Source organism: Phenylobacterium sp. GW821-FHT12F10, from assembly GCF_058806695.1.
This window is the reverse complement of the sequence record NZ_JBXAPY010000005.1, coordinates 221,755-241,164: the sequence shown is the minus strand read 5'-3', so window position 1 is coordinate 241,164 and position 19,410 is coordinate 221,755. Positions and strand designations below refer to the sequence as shown.

17 protein-coding genes are annotated in these 19,410 nt (G+C 69.2%); 3 read left to right on the top strand and 14 right to left on the bottom strand.

The genetic code is table 11. The features are described from left to right. Positions 1 to 106: 106 nt before the first annotated feature. On the bottom strand, positions 107 to 448 hold the full coding sequence (locus AC1RN5_RS22205; protein WP_493044054.1) for a hypothetical protein: 342 nt from the start codon (positions 446 to 448) through the stop codon (positions 107 to 109). 293 nt (positions 449 to 741) lie between these two features. On the opposite strand from AC1RN5_RS22205, the gene AC1RN5_RS22200 reads away from it, so the two are divergent. Then, positions 742 to 1,185, top strand: coding sequence for a MerR family transcriptional regulator (locus tag AC1RN5_RS22200; RefSeq protein WP_493044052.1), 444 nt, complete (start codon positions 742 to 744; stop codon positions 1,183 to 1,185). Continuing rightward, positions 1,182 to 1,673 (top strand): Fur family transcriptional regulator, encoded by a 492-nt coding sequence (locus AC1RN5_RS22195; protein ID WP_493044050.1) that lies wholly within the window; start codon positions 1,182 to 1,184, stop codon positions 1,671 to 1,673. The genes AC1RN5_RS22200 and AC1RN5_RS22195 overlap by 4 nt, the downstream gene beginning before the upstream one ends. Positions 1,674 to 1,979: 306 nt before the next feature. Here the strand turns inward: AC1RN5_RS22195 and AC1RN5_RS22190 are convergent, their stop codons facing one another. Both AC1RN5_RS22190 and AC1RN5_RS22185 read right to left on the bottom strand, forming a co-directional pair. Continuing rightward, positions 1,980 to 2,333, bottom strand: a complete 354-nt coding sequence (locus AC1RN5_RS22190) for a hypothetical protein (protein ID WP_493044048.1) — start codon at positions 2,331 to 2,333, stop codon at positions 1,980 to 1,982. Between the two features lie 100 nt (positions 2,334 to 2,433). After that, positions 2,434 to 2,709: a metal-sensitive transcriptional regulator gene (locus tag AC1RN5_RS22185; RefSeq protein WP_493044046.1), complete on the bottom strand. Its 276-nt coding sequence runs from the start codon at positions 2,707 to 2,709 to the stop codon at positions 2,434 to 2,436. 103 nt (positions 2,710 to 2,812) lie between these two features. Between AC1RN5_RS22185 and AC1RN5_RS22180 the strand changes: the two genes are divergently transcribed. Further along, positions 2,813 to 5,173 (top strand): heavy metal translocating P-type ATPase, encoded by a 2,361-nt coding sequence (locus AC1RN5_RS22180; protein WP_493044044.1) that lies wholly within the window; start codon positions 2,813 to 2,815, stop codon positions 5,171 to 5,173. On the opposite strand, the gene AC1RN5_RS22175 is transcribed toward AC1RN5_RS22180, so the two are convergent. The 11 genes from AC1RN5_RS22175 to AC1RN5_RS22125 form a co-directional block, all read right to left on the bottom strand. Next, entirely contained in the window at positions 5,148 to 5,660 is a 513-nt protein-coding gene (locus tag AC1RN5_RS22175; protein ID WP_493044042.1) for an SRPBCC family protein, read from the bottom strand. The genes AC1RN5_RS22180 and AC1RN5_RS22175 overlap by 26 nt on opposite strands. After that, on the bottom strand, positions 5,657 to 6,700 hold the full coding sequence (locus tag AC1RN5_RS22170) for a hydroxyacid dehydrogenase (RefSeq protein WP_493044040.1): 1,044 nt from the start codon (positions 6,698 to 6,700) through the stop codon (positions 5,657 to 5,659). Before AC1RN5_RS22170 ends, AC1RN5_RS22175 begins: the two co-directional genes overlap by 4 nt. Positions 6,701 to 6,847: 147 nt before the next feature. Further along, positions 6,848 to 7,675, bottom strand: coding sequence for a universal stress protein (locus AC1RN5_RS22165; RefSeq protein ID WP_493044038.1), 828 nt, complete (start codon positions 7,673 to 7,675; stop codon positions 6,848 to 6,850). Next, on the bottom strand, positions 7,672 to 10,605 hold the full coding sequence (locus AC1RN5_RS22160; protein WP_493044036.1) for a beta-phosphoglucomutase family hydrolase: 2,934 nt from the start codon (positions 10,603 to 10,605) through the stop codon (positions 7,672 to 7,674). Before AC1RN5_RS22160 ends, AC1RN5_RS22165 begins: the two co-directional genes overlap by 4 nt. A gap of 117 nt (positions 10,606 to 10,722) precedes the next feature. Next, positions 10,723 to 11,829, bottom strand: coding sequence for an ABC transporter permease (locus AC1RN5_RS22155; protein WP_493044034.1), 1,107 nt, complete (start codon positions 11,827 to 11,829; stop codon positions 10,723 to 10,725). Beyond that, positions 11,829 to 12,926, bottom strand: a complete 1,098-nt coding sequence (locus AC1RN5_RS22150) for an ABC transporter permease (protein ID WP_493044032.1) — start codon at positions 12,924 to 12,926, stop codon at positions 11,829 to 11,831. The genes AC1RN5_RS22155 and AC1RN5_RS22150 overlap by 1 nt, the downstream gene beginning before the upstream one ends. Then, positions 12,923 to 14,617, bottom strand: a complete 1,695-nt coding sequence (locus AC1RN5_RS22145) for an ATP-binding cassette domain-containing protein (RefSeq protein ID WP_493044030.1) — start codon at positions 14,615 to 14,617, stop codon at positions 12,923 to 12,925. Before AC1RN5_RS22145 ends, AC1RN5_RS22150 begins: the two co-directional genes overlap by 4 nt. 3 nt (positions 14,618 to 14,620) lie before the next feature. After that, on the bottom strand, positions 14,621 to 15,595 hold the full coding sequence (locus AC1RN5_RS22140; protein ID WP_493044104.1) for an HlyD family secretion protein: 975 nt from the start codon (positions 15,593 to 15,595) through the stop codon (positions 14,621 to 14,623). A 69-nt stretch (positions 15,596 to 15,664) separates the two neighbouring features. Further along, entirely contained in the window at positions 15,665 to 16,900 is a 1,236-nt protein-coding gene (locus AC1RN5_RS22135; RefSeq protein ID WP_493044028.1) for an MFS transporter, read from the bottom strand. 6 nt (positions 16,901 to 16,906) lie between these two features. Then, positions 16,907 to 18,187, bottom strand: a complete 1,281-nt coding sequence (locus AC1RN5_RS22130) for an ATP-grasp domain-containing protein (protein ID WP_493044026.1) — start codon at positions 18,185 to 18,187, stop codon at positions 16,907 to 16,909. Continuing rightward, the gene (locus AC1RN5_RS22125) at positions 18,184 to 19,404 is read right to left on the bottom strand and encodes an acetate/propionate family kinase (RefSeq protein ID WP_493044024.1); all 1,221 of its coding nucleotides are present in this window, start codon (positions 19,402 to 19,404) and stop codon (positions 18,184 to 18,186) included. The genes AC1RN5_RS22130 and AC1RN5_RS22125 overlap by 4 nt, the downstream gene beginning before the upstream one ends. Between the last annotated feature and the right edge of the window lie 6 nt (positions 19,405 to 19,410).

Below are 19,410 nucleotides of genomic sequence, written 5' to 3'. Positions count from 1 at the left end.
CGGTGCTCGCGACCGCGAAACGCGGCGCGCGACACATGACAAACGGCATGGTGGTGGGGTTTCCCTATGACTGTGAAGACGGCGGCGCCCCAAGGGCGCGACGGCGTCAGAGTCTGGGGGGACGTTCCAGCAGGACGGGACCGCCCCGCGCCAGTGGCGCCGCCAGGGCAAGTCGCCAGGCGGCTGCGGTCGGCGCGAAGAGGACCATCTGGATCAGCGGGGTGGGCAGGCTGAGCGCATGGGCGGCGCAGTGGCCGGTGCAGCTCGCATAGCCGCCGGCGATCTTGCCGTGGAGCGCGTTGTCGGCCGCGGAGTCTGGCGTCGCGGAGAGCGCCTTGCCGTCGAAGGTCTGGCTCGCGACGGCCTGGTCGCCGTCGAAGGCGGAGCAGGCATTGGTGGCGCAGATCAGGGTGGAGACGAAGATCGTCAGGGCCATGAGGCAGGACATGGCGACGCGCCAGCCGGCGCCTTCAAGCGTCTGAGCCTTTGCCGTCGCCCTGAGGATGCGAGGTCTCGCCACGTCGCCTTCCTACCGGTTCGCGCCCAAGGCGCAAAGAGCTTCCACGCGACGAGCTTCGCCAAGACGGGCCTGAACAGCCCTGCCCGTCCGCGAGCTGGAAGCGGTGCGCCGGAGCGTCGCCTCGTCAGGAAGGGGATGGGAGACCCGAGTCATCGGCGTCTCGATGTACCCTCTAGCGGCTAGAGGAGCAAGCGCCCATTTTAGCCTCAGGAGGATTCGCGATGGAATTTTCGATCGGCGAACTGGCCAAGGCGACCGGGGTCAAGGTTCCGACCATTCGCTTCTACGAGCAGATCAAGCTGCTGCCGCAACCGCTTCGGGCGGAAAATCAGCGCCGGGTCTATGGCGCCCGAACCCTGGACCGCCTGGCCTTCATCAAGCACGCCCGGCAACTGGGGTTCGCCGTCGAGGCTATCCGCACCCTGCTCGACCTGGCCGACCATCCTGATCGCGCCTGCGACGACGCCAATGCGTTGGCGCAGGAACACCTGGTGGCGGTGGAGGCCAAGATCGCCCAGCTCGAAGCCCTACGGACGGAGTTGACCCGCATGGTCTCGGCCGGCTGCCAGGGCCCCGCGGCCGAATGCCGAGTGATCGAGACCCTGGCCAACCATGCGCTCTGCGCCCACGACCACGCCGCGCCAGACCACGCGCTTTCGGCATGACGCCCCACGTCGAGTGTTCGCACAACGTCGACGCGCGGGTCATGGATCGGGTTGTCACCGAACGCTTGGTCGCCGGACGCTCCCGCTGCGAGGCCGCCGGACAGCGCTGGACTGCGCCGCGGGCTCGCACCTATGAACTGCTGCTCCGTGCGGGCGGCGCTGCGCGGGCCTATGATCTGGTGGCTGGCTTCGGCCGCCACGGAGGGTCGGCGAAACCGCCCACGGTCTATCGCGCCCTGGACTTTCTGCTGGACCTTGGCCTCGCCCACCGGATCGAGAGCCGGAACATGTTCGTGGTCTGCGCCGGCCCAGGCGCGCCGCACGACGCCCAGTTCCTGATCTGCGATTGCTGCACCCGCGTCTTCGAACTCGACCTCGGCGCCCGCGAGATCGCCAAGGCGATCGCCCTGGCGCGAGGCTTTGTGCTGACCGGCTGGATGGCGGAGGCCACCGGCCTTTGCCACGCCTGTCACTCCGAGAACTCGTGAGGGCTCGGAATCAAGCAGGCTCTCAAGGGAGGTCCGACGTTCGTTCTGGGCGCCGGACGGGCGGCGATGCTGACCGCTGCCCATCCTGTGGACTTGAGGGCGCTGCGGTCCTACCGCGCTCTTGAGCGACCGGCGGGGCCGCAGGGGTCTCGCCGATATGGGGTGATGGCCGCGGACCTGTTCAAGACCGCGGCCATCCGCCAGTTCAGCGGGTGGCTCACCGCCAAACCTGAGACTGATGCCGTCTGAACGGCTTCGCGCAACGGGGGTGCGACTGTTCAGAGCGTCGCTACTTGGCTGGACGCGCTATTTCGGCGCAGGCGCCATGTGCTCGCCTTCCATCATGCCGGCGCACTTCTTATGCATCGCCGCCATCTCGTCCTTGCTGAGCGGCTTGCCATTCGGCCACATCGCGATGCCGCTCTTTTCGCGGCTGTGCTCGTGGACCGCCTTGGGCGCCATGTCCTTGCCCATCATGCCCATGCACATCTTGTGCATGTCGGCTTGGCTCATCCCTTCCATGCCACCGGGCGTGGGCGCTGCGACCGCAGGCTTCGCGTCAGAGGCGGGATGGTGGGCGCTGTGGTCTTCCTGGGCGAAGCTGGGGCCGGCGACGAGGGCGGCCGCGGCGGCCAGGGCGATGAAAATGGTAGGGCGCATGTCCAAATCTCCAGTGAGGGGGTCGTTCCACTAGGAAAGACGCGCCTCACCGCCTCCATTACGCCCCGACCGTCGGAAATCCCCCCAAGACGAGCCGCGACTAGATCAGCGCGCGATCGAGCACCGCGATGAGTTCCGCAGCCTTGGCTCGCCTCTCCGCTTCGTCGCCGTCCACCAGAGCGCCCGTGACGCAGTGATCCAGGTGGTCTTTGAGAATTTCGGACTCCACCCGCCTTAACGCCGCGCGGACAGCCTGCAGCTGTGTGAGAACGTCGATGCAGTACCGGTCTTCGTCGACCATGCGGGCGATCCCTCGGACCTGGCCCTCAATACGACTGAGGCGGTTCAGCAGCTTCGGCTTGTCGTTATGGTTCAAGGCCGTCCTCCCATGGAGGCTGCACTATACCCCCCTATGGGTATTTGACAACATGCCCTGCGGGGGTATAGCTGAGTGCTACTCGCTGCGGAGTTATCCGGTCATGCCGAACCCCCCTTCTCAACACGATCACGCCCACCACCATCACGCGGGCGATGGCGAGGTTCCGACGGCCGGCAAGGTGCTTGATCCCGTTTGCGGCATGACCGTGAATCCGGAGACCACGCCGCACCGCGCGGAGCTGGATGGGAAGCCGTACTTCTTCTGCTCGGCCGGCTGCCGTACGAAATTCACGGCGGACCCCGCGCGCTATCTCGACGGCAGCAACGTCGCGGCGCCCGCGGCTCCGGAAGGGACCATCTACACCTGCCCCATGCACCCGGAGATCCAGAAGGTCGGCCCGGGCTCTTGCCCCATCTGCGGTATGGCCCTCGAGCCCGAGCTGGTCTCCGCCGACAGCGCCCCGAACCCTGAGCTCACGGACTTCACCCGGCGATTCTGGATCGGGCTGGTTCTCGCCCTTCCGGTGTTCGCGCTGGAGATGGGTGGCCACCTCACGGGCCTGATGATGCGTGTGAGCGGCCAGACCTCGGCCTGGATCCAGTTCGCGCTCGCCACCCCGGTCGTCCTCTGGTCCGGCTGGCCCTTCTTCGAGCGTGGCGCCAAGTCGCTGGTCACCCGCCACCTGAACATGTTCACCCTGATCGCCATGGGTGTGGGGGTGGCCTGGACCTACAGCGTCGTGGCGACCGTCGCGCCGCACCTGTTCCCGCCCGCTTTCCGCCGCGCCGACGGCAGCGTGCCGATCTATTTCGAGGCCGCCGCGGTCATCACTGTGCTCGTTCTGCTGGGCCAGGTGCTGGAACTGCGCGCCCGCGAGCAGACCTCCGGCGCCATCAAGGCCCTGCTGGACCTCGCGCCCAAGACCGCGCGGCGGGTCCGCGCGGACGGGACCGACGAGGAGGTCGGACTCGACCAGATCCTGGTGGGCGACAATCTGCGCGTCCGCCCCGGCGAGAAGGTCCCGGTCGACGGCGAACTCGTCGAGGGTCGGGTCGCGATCGACGAGTCCATGGTGACGGGCGAGTCCATGCCGGTAACCAAGGAACCTGGTGACAAGGTGATCGGCGGCGCCATCAACAAGACCGGCTCCTTCGTCATGCGGGCCGAGAAGGTGGGCGCCGACACCCTGCTCTCCCAGATCGTGCAGATGGTCGCCCAGGCCCAGCGCAGCCGCGCGCCGATCCAGCGCATGGCCGACCTGGTCTCCGGCTGGTTCGTGCCCGCGGTGATCCTGGTGGCGGCGATCGCCTTTGCGGTCTGGGCGACCGTCGGTCCCGAGCCCCGGTTCGCCTTCGCCCTGGTCGCGGCGGTGTCGGTGCTGATCATCGCCTGCCCCTGCGCGCTGGGCCTCGCCACCCCGCTGTCGATCATGGTGGGCGTCGGTCGCGGCGCCCAGGCCGGGGTTCTGATCAAGAACGCCGAGGCCCTGGAGCGCTTCGAGAAGATCGACACCATCGTCATCGATAAGACCGGCACCCTGACCGAGGGCCGGCCGGCCGTCATCGCCATCCGCCCGGCGGCGGGTTTCGACGAGGCTGAACTACTGCGGCTGGCCGCCAGCCTCGAGCGCGGCAGCGAGCATCCGCTCGCCGACGCCATCCTGCGGGCCGCCAGCGACCGCAAGCTCGCGCTCTCCCAGCCGGCCGACTTCGACTCCCCGGTCGGCAAGGGGGTGTTGGGTGTGATCGACGGCCATCGCGTGAGCCTCGGATCGGGCAAGTTCATGGCCGAACAAGGCGTCGACACCACCGCCCTGGATGCGGAGGCCGAGACCCTGCGCGCCGACGGCGCCACGGCGATCTTCGCCGCGGTCGATGGCGCCGTGGCCGGCGTCTTCGCCATCGCCGACCCGATCAAGGCCACCACCCTGCAGGCCGTCCAGGCCCTGCAGGCCGAGGGCGTACGGCTGGTGATGATGACCGGCGACAATCGCACCACGGCCCTGGCTGTCGCCCGCAAGCTCGGGATCACCGAGGTCGAAGCCGAGGTGCTGCCGCAGGAGAAGGCCGCCGTGGTCCAGAGGCTCCGGGCCGAGGGCCGCAAGGTCGCCATGGCCGGCGACGGGGTGAACGACGCCCCGGCCCTGGCCGCCGCCGAGGTGGGTGTCGCCATGGGCGCTGGGTCCGACGTCGCCATCGAGAGCGCCGGGGTCACCCTGCTGAAGGGGGACCTGCAGGGCCTGATCAAGGCGCGGCGGTTGTCGCGCGCGGTGATGGGCAACATCCGCCAGAACCTGTTCTTCGCCTTCGCCTACAATGTCGCCGGCGTGCCGATCGCTGCCGGCGTGCTCTATCCGGTGTTTGGCTGGCTGCTATCGCCCGCCATCGCCGCTGGCGCCATGGCGCTGTCCAGCGTCAGCGTGGTGACCAACGCGCTCAGGCTGAGGGGCGTCCGGCTCTGACCGGCGCAACGGCGCCGAAGGTGCGGCGGGCGTCGCCCGCCATCCGTTCGACGCACCAGCGCGCATAGGCGTCCGCCAGGGCCGGGACCAGACGGCCCAGGCCGGCCGGCGCGAGCTCGTAGTCGATCCAGACGCGCAAGGCGGCGCCGTCGGGGACCGGCGTCGCCTCGAAGCCCATCTCGTAGTCGCCGATGATGATCAGCCGCGGCCGTCCCACGGTGCGCCAGACCTTCCGGCGCGGCGGGGTGCGCTCGGTCACCACCTCGTCGACGAAGAGCTCCAGGCCGAACGCCCGGCCGCCCATCCGGATGTGCGAGCCGACCGCTTGGCCGCGCCTCTCGTCGAAGTCGTAGGTCATCCGCCCGCCGCCCATCATCATCGAGGGACGAGCCATGTGCGCCGCCAGCCGCGTCTGGTCGTCGAGATGGGCGAACAGCCGCTCAGGGAGCGCGGCGACCTGGACGGAGGCCTGGCGATGGCGGGTCATGGACGGGGCTCCCCTTCAGCTCCTGCCGCCTCCGGCCGGACCACCAGGTTCCGAGGCTCGCCCCGGGCGAAGGCTTCGATGTTGTCGAGCGTGGTCGCGAGGATGCGATGCAGCGCTTCCTGAGTGTTGTAGGCGATGTGCGGCGTGACGACGACGTTGGGCTGCCGGATGAGCACGTTCGCCGCCACCAGTTCGCGCAGTTGTTCCGGCGACAATGGTGTATCCAGGCGGAAGATTTCCGCCTCCTCGCGCAGGAGCAGCTCCTCGGAGAGAACGTCCAGCCCCGCCCCGGCCAGGCGTCCGCTGCTCAGCGCGCGCACGAGGGCTGCAGCGTTCACCACGCCGCCACGCGCCGTGTTGATGAGCACCGAGCCTGGCTTCATCTGCGCGAACTCGGCGTCCGAGATCAGGGCCCGCGTCTCAGCGCTGCCGGGGACGTGCAGGCTGACCACGTCGGACCGACGAAGGAGTTCGGAGAGGCTCACGTACTCAAAGCCGAGGCGGTGCGCCGCCTCGGCATCGGGGACCGTATCCGTCGCGACCGCCGTCATCCCGAACCCGCGCGCAATCTGGATCACCCGCCGCCCGATGCGGCCCGCCCCCACGACCCCGATGGTCCGGCCGGCGAGGTCGAAGCCACGCAGCCCCTCCATCCCAAAGTCACCGGCGCGGGTCCGCGCAGCGGCCTCCACGATCCGCCGCGACACCGCCAGCAGCAGGGCGAAGGCGTACTCGGCCACTGTGGGATCGCCGTAGTCGGGGACGTTGCAGACGGCGACGTCCCGCCGAGCGCAGGCGGCCAGGTCGACGTGATCATAGCCGGTCGAGCGCGTCGCGATGAGCTTGAGGTCGGGTAGTTGCGCGATCACCGCGGCGGTGAGTTCGGACTTGATGAAGGTCGTCACCACTTCGGCGTCGGCGAACTCCCGCGCGCGAGCAGGCGTCAGCCGCTCGGCGGTGCAGCGGACCTGGTGCTTCGGCTCGAGGCGTAGGCAGGCGTCGTGTTCCCACTCGGCGGCTTCGAAGACGGCCACCTTCACGAGGTGAGATCCGTGCGGGTGGCCTGTATCCGACTGTCGGGGGTGGTCATGGGTTTCGCCCTTCGATGGCCCGGCGACCTTCGCGCAAATCCCGGTTCGGCGAATTGACGTGGCGCAAGCGCGCCGGTGACGGACGCAGCTGCCGACTCAGACACGTACGACCATCGTGGGACACGCCGCTTCACGTACGACGGCCTTGAGGGTCTCAGCGTGCTCAGGGGCCCAAGCCCCCCTCCAGGCCAGGACGATGAGGTCGATGCATTCCTCACGCGCGACACGCAGAATCTCTGACGACGGCGACCCGCGCCCGAGCAGCAGCCGGACGCGCAGGTCGGCGAGCGGGCAGATGCAGGCCAGCCGCTCGAGGAACTCGCCTGCCCACACCGGCCACTCATGTTGGGGCTGGTCCAGGTAGAAGGGCGAGGTCAGCGTGCCCCGCTCCTGGGGATTGGCGGCGCCCGACGCGGCGACCAACAGCACCAGGAGCTCGGCGCCGGCGCGGCGCGCGAGCTCGGCGCCGGGCTTGGCGGCATCGCTGGTGGCGGGGGTCCCCTCGTGCGGAAGCAGGACCTTTCTCAGCCGCCAGTCATGCAGCGGTCGTGCGGGGTTGACCAAGATCACCGGGCAGGATGCCCCGCGCAGCACGGAAAGGGCCGTCGCGCCGACCTTCGCGGCTGGGCTGCCCGGCGCGGTGTGGGTGCAAAGGACGATAAGACGGGCGTGCAGGTCGCCGGCCGCCGCCAGGATGGCGGCAGCGGGTTCGCCGGCGCGGGCCTCGAGGCTGGCGCCGGGCAGCTCTAAAGGCCCGAGTCCGAGCTGACGAGCCAAGTCCGCCGTCGGCAGGGCCTGCGCGGTCACATGCAGGATGCGCACCGGCGCACCTTCCAGTTCCGAGAAGACCTTCGCCACCGAGAGGGCCGGCAAGGCGGCGCTCCTTCCGTCCAGCGGCACGAGGATCACGGAGTTGCCGCTCATGACCCACGCTCCTGGGTCCCGTTTCCGGCCGGCGCGCGGTCGGTGGGCAGATTGAATTCGTAGGTCCGACCGCGCCATTTGAGCCGAAACGACAACTCACGCCAGTGCGGCGGCAGGTTCGGTTCGCACACTGGCGCCTCGTCACTGGGCCGAAGGCCGGCGAAGCCGAAGACGGCGGCCTGCCACAGGCCGCCCAGGGCTGCGGCATGCACGCCGCCGGCCGCGTTACCCATGTTGTCGGACAGGTCGATCTCGCTCGCCTGCCGGAAATAGCGCTCCGCGAGCGCCACGTCGCCGAGCCGCGCTGCGACCGCCGCATGGATCGCCGGGCTGAGGGAGCTGCCGTGCGCGCAGCGCGGCTCATAGTAGCGAAAATTCGCCGTTCGGACCTCCGGCGGGAACCGGTCCCACAGCAGATGCAGCAGCATCACCACATCCGGCTGCTTGATGATCTTCGACCCGCGGATCCTGTCGCGGCCCAGGAGGACGTCCATCGGCGCGTTGCGGGGTTCGAAGGCGGTGAGATCGATGTCTTCCAGGGCGAAATACCCTTCGAACTGCTCGAAGAGGCCCGTGCGCGCGTCGAAGCCCGTATGGATCTCCTGCGCGGCTGCCGCCCAGGAGAGGGCCTCGTCCAAGTCCAGGCCCAGGGCGCTCGAAAGCGCCCGCCACCGCTCCGGCCAACGCTCGCCGAGGAGTCTCGCCACCGCTTCGCCGACCTCGAGGTTCCACTGCGCCATGCCGTTGGTGTAGGCGTCGTCGTCGACCGTCTCGTGGTACTCGTCCGGACCCACCACCCCGCGAATGTGCCGGCGGCCGTCGCCTTCCATCCTCGCGCGGCCCGCCCAGAAACGAGCGGTCTCCAGGAGGATCTCAGCGCCGGCGTCGAGGAGGAAGCGTTCGTCCCCGGTCGCGCGCCAGTAGGTCCAGACGCCATAGGCGACGTCGGCGCTGATGTGCTGCTCCTGGTCGGCGAGCAGGATCGGGACGACCTCCCCATTCGGCGCGACAACGAAGGGCGGCGTCACGTCCTGACCGGTGTCGGCGGACTCCCAGGCGTAGAACGCGCCCCGCTCCCCATGGCGCGCGGCCTTGTCCCGCGCCGCCGGGAGCGTCCGATGGCGGTAGGTCAACAGGGCCCTGGCCGCTTCCGGCCACGTCAGCACGTAGAACGGCAGCATGAAGATCTCGGTGTCCCAGAACACATGTCCATTGTAGGCGGCGCCCGTGAGCGCCCGGGCGCCGATCGAGACGCGGTCATCGTCGGGGTTTACGGCGCTGAGCAGGTGATAGACCGCGAAGCGCAGCGCGCGCTGCGCGGCTGGGTCACCGTCGATGCATATGTCGCTCGCTTCCCACCTGACCCTCCAGGCCTCCCGGTGGGCGGAGATCAGGGCCGGCAGACCTGCGTTGATCGCGCGGCCGGCATGGCTGCGGGCTGCGGCCTCCGGCTGATCCTGGTCCCTTGAGGTGCAGACGGCGACCACCCTGTCGAACCGGTAGGTCTTCCCGAGTTCGAGCTCCAACACCATCGGCGGCTTGGGCCGGTGCTCAGACGCGGCGCTGCGGTCGCCGATCTCGCGGAGCGCGCTTGCGGTGGCGAGCGCAATGATGGCGCCGTTACCAAGTCGGTGCGTCACCGTCTCATCGAGAGGGACCTCCAGGCTTGCGGTCCCGCTATAGTTCTCCGGCGACACCGCAACCGACTGGATCAGCAGACGCCGGTCGGCCAGGGAGGCGAGGCGCAGACCCCGCAGTCGTGTGATCCGACCGGCGGCGTCCTCGTGTCGCCACTCGCGCCAGAGGATCCCCTGCCGCATGTCGAGCATCCGGCGGTGATCGAGGGTCCTGCCCGTATCCAGTCGGAGAGGCTGGCCCTCGATGTTCATAGAGAGCTTCGCCCAATCCGGCAGGATGGCGAGGCCGGGCGTCGGTCCCTGCTGCGAATCGAACAATCCGGCGACGAAAGTGGCGGGCGCGGACATCCCGCTCCCTTCCGCCAGCGAACCCCTGGAACCGAGATAGCCGTTTCCGATCGCGAAGATCGATTCCAGCTCGTGCTCCCGCGTGAGCGTGAAGCCCTCCTCCACGAGCGACCACTCGGCCGCGGCGCTGGGGGCCGCCGGCAGGCCCATGGGAGCGGCCGGCGCCGCCGGGACGATCCGCAGCTCCCCCAGATCCTGCACGACGAGCGTGGCGCCATGCTGACGCAGGGCGGCGGCCTGCCCAGCTCGGTCGACGCCGACGACGAGGCCATAGCCCGCGGCCCGGATCGCCTCCACGCCGGCGAGCGCATCCTCCACCCCCATGGCGCGTTTGGCGTCGACGCCGAGGAGCCGGGCAGCATACATGAAGATGTCCGGCGCGGGCTTGCCTTTCAGCCCCTGACGCTCCGCTTCGACACCGTCGACACACGCGTCGAACAGGTCCGCGAGGCCGGCCGCCGCGATCACAGCCGCAGCGTTCTTGCTGGAAGTGACCGCCGCGGTCTTCAGGCCCGCTTCGCGCAGTTCGCGGATGAGTTCGACGGAGCTTTCGAACACCTCAACGCCGGACCGGGCCAAGGCCTCGCGGAAGAGCTGGTTCTTGCGGGCGCCGAGACCGAAGACGGTCTCACGATCGGCGGGATCGTCCGGTTTGCCCTCCGGCAACGTGACCCCGCGCGACGCCAGGAAGCTGCGGATCCCGTCGTGGCGCGGCTTGCCGTCCACATATGTGCGGTAGTCGCGCTCCACATCGAAGGGCCGGAACGCCTCTCCCTTCGTTTCGGCGCGGCGCCGGAGAAAGTCGTCGAACAGCTGGCGCCAGGTGGTCGCGTGAAGTGTCGCGGTCCGGGTGACGACGCCGTCCAGATCGAACATGGCGGCGTCGAACGCGCGCGCGTCGACGACAAGGCCTTGGTCAACTGGCGTGGCGGCCTGCTCACTCATGTCGCTAAGGTGTCAATCGCGGGAGCCCTGCGCATCCGCGCCAATGGACCAACGCTTCGCCGATCGTGTTGGTTGCCCGATCCCCCAGGCGGCGACCGGCGGTATTTTCCAACTGCCTCACCACTGGCGTCGGAAGAGAAGCCAGCTGGCGGTGAACAGGGGTGCGCCGATCAGGGCGAGCGCCAGCGCGTGGGGCCAGAGTTCGCCCAGGCCCGCGCCCTTCAGGAACAGGCCGGTGACGATCGCAATGCCGTGGCGCAGCGGACTGGCTTCCGAAGCGAACTGCAGCCACCTGGGCATGCTCTCGATCGGCGACACGCTGCCGGAGAGGAACAGCAGCGGAAACAGGCTGAAAAAGCTGGTCAGCAGCGCCTGCTGCAAAGTGTTGGTGACAGAGGCGACGAACATCCCGATGGAGACCGCGCTCATGAGGAACAGCGCCTCGAGCCCCAGGAAGGTCGTGACGCTGCCATTCATCGGCACGTGCAGAAGCCGCAGCACCAACAGGGACGGCAGGAGGGAGCCCAGGGTGACCGTGACCGGTGGCAGGACCTTGCCGAGGAACAGCTCGTGCGCCCGGATCGGCGTGACCCGGATCTGCTCCAGCGTCCCGTTCTGCTTCTCGCGGACCATGCCGGCGGCGGGCAGGATCACCGCCAGCATGAAGCCTGCCTGGGCCAGCATGGCCAGGGCCTCGAAGCGGGTGTTGGTGAGATTTGGATTGTACCAGACCCGAACGGCCGGCTGCACGCCGTCGGTCATGCGCATCCTTCCCATGAGACGCTCCTGGGTGAAGCGCGCCGTCATCTCGATGATGTAGGCTCGGGCCCGCGAGGCCACGTCCGCGTTCGAACCATCAACGACGACGCCGACCGAGACCGGGCGGCCGCTGGCGACCCGCGCACCGAAGCCCGGCGGGATCTCGACGAGCGCGTCCAGCTTGCCCGTCTTGAGCCCGGATTCCGCCATCCGTTCCGATGTAAACAGCCCGGCCAGGACGAAGGAGTCGGCGGAGGTCAGATCCTCGGTCAGAGCGCGACTGGCGGCCGAGCGGTCGTGATCGATGAGTCCCAGCTTCAGGTTCTTCACATCCATGCCCACCGCCAGGGTGCACATGGCGATCTCGACGGTGGTCAGCCAGACGATCAGGAACAACACCACCGGGTCGCGCAGCATCTGCGCGAACTCCTTGCCGAGCAGGCCGAAGAGGCGTCCGGGGTTCATCAGGCGATCCGCTTCTTCAAGAGCAGGGTCGCCAGGATCAAGACGACGGCGGTGTAGACGACCAGGACCGCGACATTGACCCAGACCTCAGCCAGTCCGGCCCCGCGCATGACGATCCCGCGCGAGATATTCACGAAATACATGGTCGGAATCTTCGCCGAATAGGCCTGGAAGAACGGCGGCATGGTGAAGATCGGATAGATGAACCCGGAGAACAGGAACGACGGCATCAGGGTCACGATCAGCGTGACCAGCATGGCGGCGACCTGGGTGCGCACCAGGGTCGAGATCAGCAGCCCGATCGAGACGGTGCAGAGGACGTAGATGAGCCCCAGCACCGTCAGTAGCGCGAGGCTGCCATGCATCGGAACCTTGAACCACAAGAACCCCGCCGCCAGGACCATGGCCAGTTGCAGGGCGGCGATCCCGGCATAGGGCAGCAGCTTGCCGATGATGAACTCGGGCTTGGTGAGCGGCGAAGCATAGATCTGGGCGATGGTGCCAAGCTCCTTCTCGCGCGAGACCGCCAGGGCGGTCAGCAGCGGCGGGAACGCCATCAGGATCACCGCGAACAAGCCCGGTACGATGAAGTCGCGGCTGCGCAGTTGCGGATTGTACCAGACCCGAACTTCAGGCTGGACCGGGAGCTGCAGGCTCCCGTTCGGGTAGGCGTACATGATCGCGCGCCCATAAGCCGAGACGATGGCGGCGGTCGACGCATAGGTGCCATCCACCAGGAACTCGACGGGTGCGCCTTCGCCCTTCTTCAGGCGGCTGCCGAACCCCGGCGGGATCGAGAGCACCGCACGCGCCTTGCCCTGCATCAGGGCGTGCTCGGCGACGCGTTCGTCCTCCGGCGCGTCCACCAGCCGGAAATAGGGGGTGTTCAGGAACTGGTCCGAGAGCGCCCGGCTGGCCGCGCTCTTATCGTGGTCGACGATGATCAGCGGCGCGTTCTCGACGTCGAAGGAGAGCGCATAGCCAAACAGGAACAGGATCACCAACGGCATGAAGAGCGCGATCCAGACCGTGATCGGATCGCGCACGATCTCCAGCACCTCCTTGCGCGAGAAGGCGAGGATGCGGGCGATCTTCATGCCGCCACCGCCTGACCGCGCGCGCGCGCGATGAAGCCCAGGAACACGTCTTCGACGCGGGCTTCCTTGAGCCCCAGCTCGGTCTTCAGCGCCTGAAGCGTACCGAGCGCGATCATCCGGCCGTCCATCATCAGGCCCAGCTGGTCGCAGTAGGTCGCCTCCTCGAGATAGTGGGTCGAAACGATCACCGCGACGCCCTCCCCCGCCAGGGCCGAGATCAGCCGCCAGAACCGGAACCGCGACAGCGGATCGACGCCGGAGGTCGGCTCGTCCAGGAACAGCACCTTCGGGCGATGGACGATGGCGCAGGCCAAGGCCAGCCGCTGGCGCACCGCGCTCGAAAGATCTCGCACAAGTCCCGCATCGGTGGGCGCGAACCCGGCCCGCTCACAGGCCCAGGCAATGCGGGCTTTCATCTCGCGGGAGGGAACGCCGTAGGATCGGGCGAAGAAGGACAGGTTCTCCTGCGCCGTCAGGTCGGTGAACAGCGAGAACTTCTGGGACACGTAGCCGATGCTGGCGCGGACCTGCTCGCTCTGGCGGGCGACGTCGAACCCGGCGACCCGCGCCTGGCCCGTGGATGGCGCGAGCAAGCCGCAGAGGATGCGGATCAGGGTCGTCTTGCCGGCCCCGTTGGGCCCGAGCAGGCCAAGAACTTCGCCGGCCTTCACCTGGACGCTTACGTCGTCCACCGCGACGAAATCACCGAAACGCCGCGTGACCCGCTCGGCGCCGACCAGGACCTCATGGCTTGTGCTGCGCTCCGACGCCGGCATGGCGGCGCGAGGGGCGTCGTCGGCCGAGGCCACGGTGAAGACATCCTCCATCGTGGGCTCCACCGGCCTCAGCTCTCGGCAATGCAGGCCGATATCGGGCGGCGCGCCCGCGGTCCGCAACTGAACCCGCACTTCGTCGGCGGACCGCCGCTGGAAGCTGAGGACATCGGGGAGCTTCGCCAGCGCAGCCTCGGCCACCTCCGGCGTGCTGGTGCGGACGCTGTAGACGTGGCCGCGGGCCGTTTCCCGCAGTTCAGACGGCGCCCCGAGCGCCAGCGGCCGCCCATCGCGCAGGAGCAAGACCCGGTCGCTGGCGTCAGCCTCGTCCATGTAGGAGGTGGCGAAGACGATCGAACGGCCCTCGTTTCGGGCCGCATCCAGGATGCGCCAGAGTTCGCGGCGGGAGAGCGGGTCGACGCCGAGGCTCGGCTCGTCGAGGATCAGCAGCGGGGGTTCGTGGATCAGGTTGGCGCAGAGCGCGAGTTTCTTGCGCATCCCACCTGAGAGCTGGCCCTCGCGCCGGCTCTCGAACTTCTCCAGGCCGGCCATGGCCAGCAGCTTGGCCTTGCGGCCGGCGAACACGTCCTTCGGCACGTCGCGGATAGCCGCGGCGAAGGCGATGTTCTCCGCAACGGTCAGGCGGTCGTAGAGCGAGAAGCCTTGCGACATGTAGCCGACGCGCGCCTGCACCCGGTCTGCGTGCTTGCGGACATCCTCGCCCAGCACGTGGCAGGATCCCAAGCTCGGCCGCAGGATGGCCGCCAGCATCTGCAGCAGCGTTGTCTTGCCGGCGCCGTCCGGGCCGACCACGCCGAACACCTCGCCCGGCTGGAGCTGGAAGCTGACCTCCTGCAGGACGGTGCGTCCGCCGAACCTGCGGCCAAGCCCGTCGGCCTCGATCACGGGCGCCGCCATGGGCTACTCCGGCGCCTTGAGCGACTGCGGCCAACCGGCCTTCCCGTCCCAGAGGATCCAGGCGTCGGCCGGCATGCCGGGCTTCAGCACGCCCTCCGGATTGGGCGCCTCCAGGATCACGCCATAGACGGTGCGGCTGCGCTCGTCGGCCATGTGGACGTCGCGCGGCGTGAACTGCGCCTGCGCGTCCACCCGCGCCACCCGGGCTGGGAAGTCTCGCCCGCCGAAGGCGTCGACGTGGAGGCGCGCCGGGGCGCCCAGGCGTAGTCGTCCGAGGTCCTTCTCGACGATGAACACCTTGAGTTTCACGGTCTGCAGGTTGGCCAGCACAGCCAGGGGCTGCCCCGCCCCCACGACTTCCCCGGGTTCGGCGAGTTTCTCGAGGACGGCGCCCGATATCGGCGCGACCAGTCGGGTCTTGGCGATCTGGGCGTGGGCCAGGGCTGCGGTCTTCGCAGCGACTGTGGCCTGGGCGTCGGCCTCCGCGCGCTGCTGCCGCAGGACGCTCACCTGATCGGTGGCGGCGGCATAGGTATTGCGGACCATGTCCAGGCGCTGCGCCGGGACCCAGCCCGCCTTGCTCAAGGTCTCGTACCGGCCAAGATCAGTCTTGGCGGTCATCGCGTGGTGGGTCGCCAGGCCGATCTGGGCATCGATCTGCGAACCGGAGCGCAGGGCGGCTACCCGTTGCGCCTCGGCGCGATCGGCCTGCAGCTCGTAGTCCGCGGCGTCGATGCGCATCAAGGGTTCGCCGGCGCGGACGGACTGGCCTTCGACGGCGCGGTTCTCCAGGAGACGACCGGCCACCTCGGAGGCGACCCGCACCTCATCGGCCTCGATCCGGCCGCTACCATAAATGACCTGGTCCGGCATCGGCTCGGGCTGCAGGCGCCAATAGGCGTAGGCCGACGCCGACACGACGCCGATCAGTCCGACAGCGACCAGTCCCGCAACGCTCTTCGCCGAAAGCTTCAACACCGATCTCCCGCCCGACTGACCACGAGTCATCTGACGCGCCCCCTCCCTCGGCGTTACAGCCTGACCCAGCTATCGCGGCTCAGTCGCAAGGTTGGAGGACGTCAGGCGCGCGTGGACGATCGCGGCCAGGACCGCAGCCGCCAAGGGCGCGGCCGCGCCCACCCAAAGGGCCGCCCCCGTCGGGCCGAAGGCGTCGAACGCGACGCCGGCGAAGGCCGACCCCGCCGCCTGGCCAAGGCCCGCCGCGGCGGTCTGGCGCCCCAGTTGAGCGCCCTGGGCGGGGCCGGCTTCGCGGGAGACCCAATAGGCCAGCACCGGCACAAGGACGCCGCCGCTCACCGCAAACAGTCCGACCGCCAGCCCGTAGACCCCGAACGAGGACGCCCAGCCCGCCAGGGCCATGCCGCCCGCGACGCCCGCGAAGGCCGGCGCGAGGACCGCCGCGGTACTCGCGGGCCTCACCCAGCGGGAAAAGACCGTCGCCTGGGCGGCGAACATGACGAGGCTGCAGCCGGTGAACAGCGCTCCGGTCTGCACCATCGTCAGGCCCAGGGCGCGACCGCCGCGAATGGCGATCGCCACCTCGAAGACGCCGATGGCGAGCGAAACCACGAAGGTCAGCGCCAGCAGCGGCCGCAGCGAACCGCTGCGCGCGCGGGACGCGGATGCGGCGTTCCGCGCGGGCAAGCCGCGAGGCGCCCAGGCCCACAGCATCAGCACGACGGGAACCGCCAGACCGGCCGTCCCGAGGAACGGCGTCACCAGCACGCCCGGCGTGGCGTCCTGGAGCAACAGGCGATCGGCGGCGGAGCCCGCGACCGGGCCCAGGACGAACCCCGCCACCAGGGCCATGTTGAGCCAGGCCAGGCGGCTCGCCCGCCAGTGGTCGTCCGGCGCCAAATCCGCCACCAGCGCGGAGGAGACCGGCATCACCGCCGCCGCCCAAACCCCGGTCAGCAACTGTTCGGCATAGACCTCCGGCAGGCCTGACGGCCGGGCGAACATCGCCAGGGTGATCGCGAACCCCGTCATCCCGAGAAGCAGCACCGTCCGCCGTCCCGTACGGTCTGAAAGCGCGCCCCAGGCCGGCGCGGCGGCGCCGAGCGCCAGGGTGAACAGCGCCCCCAAGAGGCCGGCGTGCAACGGAACCCTGGCGGCGGCGTCCGGCGACACCGCCGCGATCAGGGACGGCAACAACGGCATGTTCAGACCGAAGCTGGCCGAGATCACGAAGGTCGCGGCGACCAGGGCCACGACGACGCGCGATCGCATCGCCGCCGTCGCGGCAGTCGGCTGGGCGTCCACCCGCGCCTAGACCACGAACAGGGGGGCGAACCCCCCGCCCGGCGTGCGAAGGTTGGTCGCCTGCCCCTGGTAGAGACGCGCCGCCGACAGCAGGACCGCGCCATCATATGTGTAGAGCCGAACGTCCAGCTTCCGCGTCTCCGGCCGCCCATCGATCTCGATCTGGCGTTCGCTCGGCGGCGAATAGGCCTGGGCCACATAGTCGGCGTCGAGAATCTCGGACCACACCCGCGTGGTCAGCTTCTCGCCGCGATAGACGCCCTTGCTGGCGTGGCCGCGGGTCGGTTTGAAGAACCACCGCTTGCGCTCCCGCCAAAGATCCTCGGCGTTCTGCGGCGTCACACCGATCGTCCGGGGGACAGCTTTCAGCGCCGCAAGCGACGGGGCGCTGACGCCCCACGCGGCGAGCGTCGGCAGGTCCGAGAACAGGATGAGATCGCGCTTGTCGGCATAGAGCGCGTGCAGATGGGGATTGGGCGTCACCACCACCGCGCCGTCCAGGTAGGCGCGCCGCAGCTCGGCGTGGCGCGGTTCGTCGAGCGCGAAATCGACCAGGCGATTGTAGACGAGGTCGATCGGCGCGCCGGCCGCGGACAGCACGCCGTCGCGGTAGCTCAATTCGGCGGGGTCCAGGATCAACACCTCCACCCCCGCGGCGGCCAGCATGCGCTGGGCGATCAAGAACTCGGGATAGAGGTGCTGCTCGGCCGGCGCATCGTCGACGATCGCCAGGCGCCGAAGCGCGCCGGCACGGCCTTGGAGGGACCATTCGCGGGCGAACATGTCTCGCGCCGCCTCGGCGAACGCCTCGGCCTCACCCGGCGCCACGCCGATGCCGGCCTCGGCGCAGCAGACGCGCTGCGCCTGGCCCGACAAGGCGTTCAGGAAGGCGCCGCCGGCGTTGGTGTTCACCTCGATCAGGCGGGGGCCATCCGCCGTGAGATGGAAGTCGTAGCCCATCAACGCCCCGCGCGGGCCCAGGTCGCGCTGTGCGATCTCGGGCGCCCAGGCGAGGGCGGCCTGCTGGTATGCGGGATGGCGAGCCACCTCCTCGATCGCCGCGACGACGGCCCGAAGCTCGCCCACCTCGCCGGCCGACAGGAAGACCGGCGCGCGCGAGAACAGGTGCGGGCGGGCCTCCAGCATCGGCGCGGCGAGATCACCCAGGCTCTCGCTGAGCGCCGCGAGCAGCGCGCCCTCGTCCAGGGTCTGACAGAAACATCCCGCGTTGAGCCGGCCGGCTCTGGTGAGCGCGCCAGACGCCCCATCATCGCAGCCGCAGCTCATCGGGGTGTCTCCAGCGCGGGCTGGCCACTTTGCACGCCCCCTGGGGGACCTGGGGCCATGGCCTCTCGTGTATGGATAGCGATCATCTGCTCCTCGTCCGTTGGAATGACCCAGACGGCGACGCCGCTCCCCGGGAGGCTGATCCTGGCGTCTCCGCGCCGATTGGCCGCGTCGTCGAGTTGCACGCCAAGCCACGCCAGACGTTCGCAGATCGCGGCGCGAACCGGCGGACAATTTTCGCCAATGCCGGCGGTGAAGACGACCCCATCCAGCCCGCCGAGCGTTCCGGCCAGGGCCGACGCCTCGCGTGCGACCCGAAACACGAAGAGCTCGATGGCGTCGCGCGCCGACGCCTCAGGGCTCTGGAGCAGCACCCGCATGTCGGCGCTAAGACCCGAGACGCCCAACAGACCAGACTTCTTGTAGAGCAGGTCGCTCAGCTGCGCCCCATCGAGGCCTTGGGTCTGCAGATAGAGGATCACGCCCGGGTCGAGGGATCCGCAGCGGGCGCCCATCAGCAGCCCGTCGAGCGGGGTCACGCCCATCGTGGTGTCGACGCTGCGCCCGCCCAGCAAGGCGCAGAGGCTGGCGCCGGACCCGAGGTGGGCGGCGATGACGCGCCCGCCCGCGACGGCGGGATCCAACGCCGCCAGCCGGCCCGCGAGGTACTCATACGAAAGGCCGTGGAAGCCGAAGCGGCGGAGCCCCCGGGCTTCAAATTCGCGCGGCAGGCCCAGGCGGTCCACCACCGGCTCGTGCCCATGATGGAACGCCGTGTCGAAGGCGAGCGCCTGAGGCAGGTTCTGGCGGGCCTCAGCAACCGCATGGACCAGGTTGAGCGCCGGAAGCTGGTGGAGCGGCGCCAGTGGCGCGAGGGCCTCAAGGGCCCTTCCGATCTCGGGCGTGAAGATCACCGGCCGGCGGAATTGCGGACCGCCGTGGACCACGCGATGGCCCACCGCGTCAATGGGCGCATCAATCTGGCGCTCGATCCAGCTCAACAGGTCGAGAAAGGCCGGGCCGACGACCTCCGTCGGCGCCTTGGCCGGCGCCGGGAGGGCTGCCCCCTCGGCATCCCAAGCCTCGACCCCAGGATCGACAGACCCATGGCCCAGCCTGGCGCGCAGAATGAGCCGAGGATCAGCGACCTCCATGTCGAAGACGGCGAACTTGGTCGTCGAGGAGCCGGCGTTGACGGCGAGAATGTGGTGGGTCATGGCCGT

Bases quoted from the DNA above. Each gene is read 5' to 3' on its own strand.
- AC1RN5_RS22205 (WP_493044054.1), bottom strand. From the start codon at position 448: ATGTCCTGCCTCATGGCCCTGACGATCTTCGTCTCCACCCTGATCTGC.
- AC1RN5_RS22200 (WP_493044052.1), top strand. From the start codon at position 742: ATGGAATTTTCGATCGGCGAACTGGCCAAGGCGACCGGGGTCAAGGTT.
- AC1RN5_RS22195 (WP_493044050.1), top strand. From the start codon at position 1,182: ATGACGCCCCACGTCGAGTGTTCGCACAACGTCGACGCGCGGGTCATG.
- AC1RN5_RS22190 (WP_493044048.1), bottom strand. From the start codon at position 2,333: ATGCGCCCTACCATTTTCATCGCCCTGGCCGCCGCGGCCGCCCTCGTC.
- AC1RN5_RS22180 (WP_493044044.1), top strand. From the start codon at position 2,813: ATGCCGAACCCCCCTTCTCAACACGATCACGCCCACCACCATCACGCG.
- AC1RN5_RS22175 (WP_493044042.1), bottom strand. From the start codon at position 5,660: ATGACCCGCCATCGCCAGGCCTCCGTCCAGGTCGCCGCGCTCCCTGAG.
- AC1RN5_RS22165 (WP_493044038.1), bottom strand. From the start codon at position 7,675: ATGAGCGGCAACTCCGTGATCCTCGTGCCGCTGGACGGAAGGAGCGCC.
- AC1RN5_RS22160 (WP_493044036.1), bottom strand. From the start codon at position 10,605: ATGAGTGAGCAGGCCGCCACGCCAGTTGACCAAGGCCTTGTCGTCGAC.
- AC1RN5_RS22155 (WP_493044034.1), bottom strand. From the start codon at position 11,829: ATGAACCCCGGACGCCTCTTCGGCCTGCTCGGCAAGGAGTTCGCGCAG.
- AC1RN5_RS22150 (WP_493044032.1), bottom strand. From the start codon at position 12,926: ATGAAGATCGCCCGCATCCTCGCCTTCTCGCGCAAGGAGGTGCTGGAG.
- AC1RN5_RS22145 (WP_493044030.1), bottom strand. From the start codon at position 14,617: ATGGCGGCGCCCGTGATCGAGGCCGACGGGCTTGGCCGCAGGTTCGGC.
- AC1RN5_RS22130 (WP_493044026.1), bottom strand. From the start codon at position 18,187: ATGAGCTGCGGCTGCGATGATGGGGCGTCTGGCGCGCTCACCAGAGCC.
- AC1RN5_RS22125 (WP_493044024.1), bottom strand. From the start codon at position 19,404: ATGACCCACCACATTCTCGCCGTCAACGCCGGCTCCTCGACGACCAAG.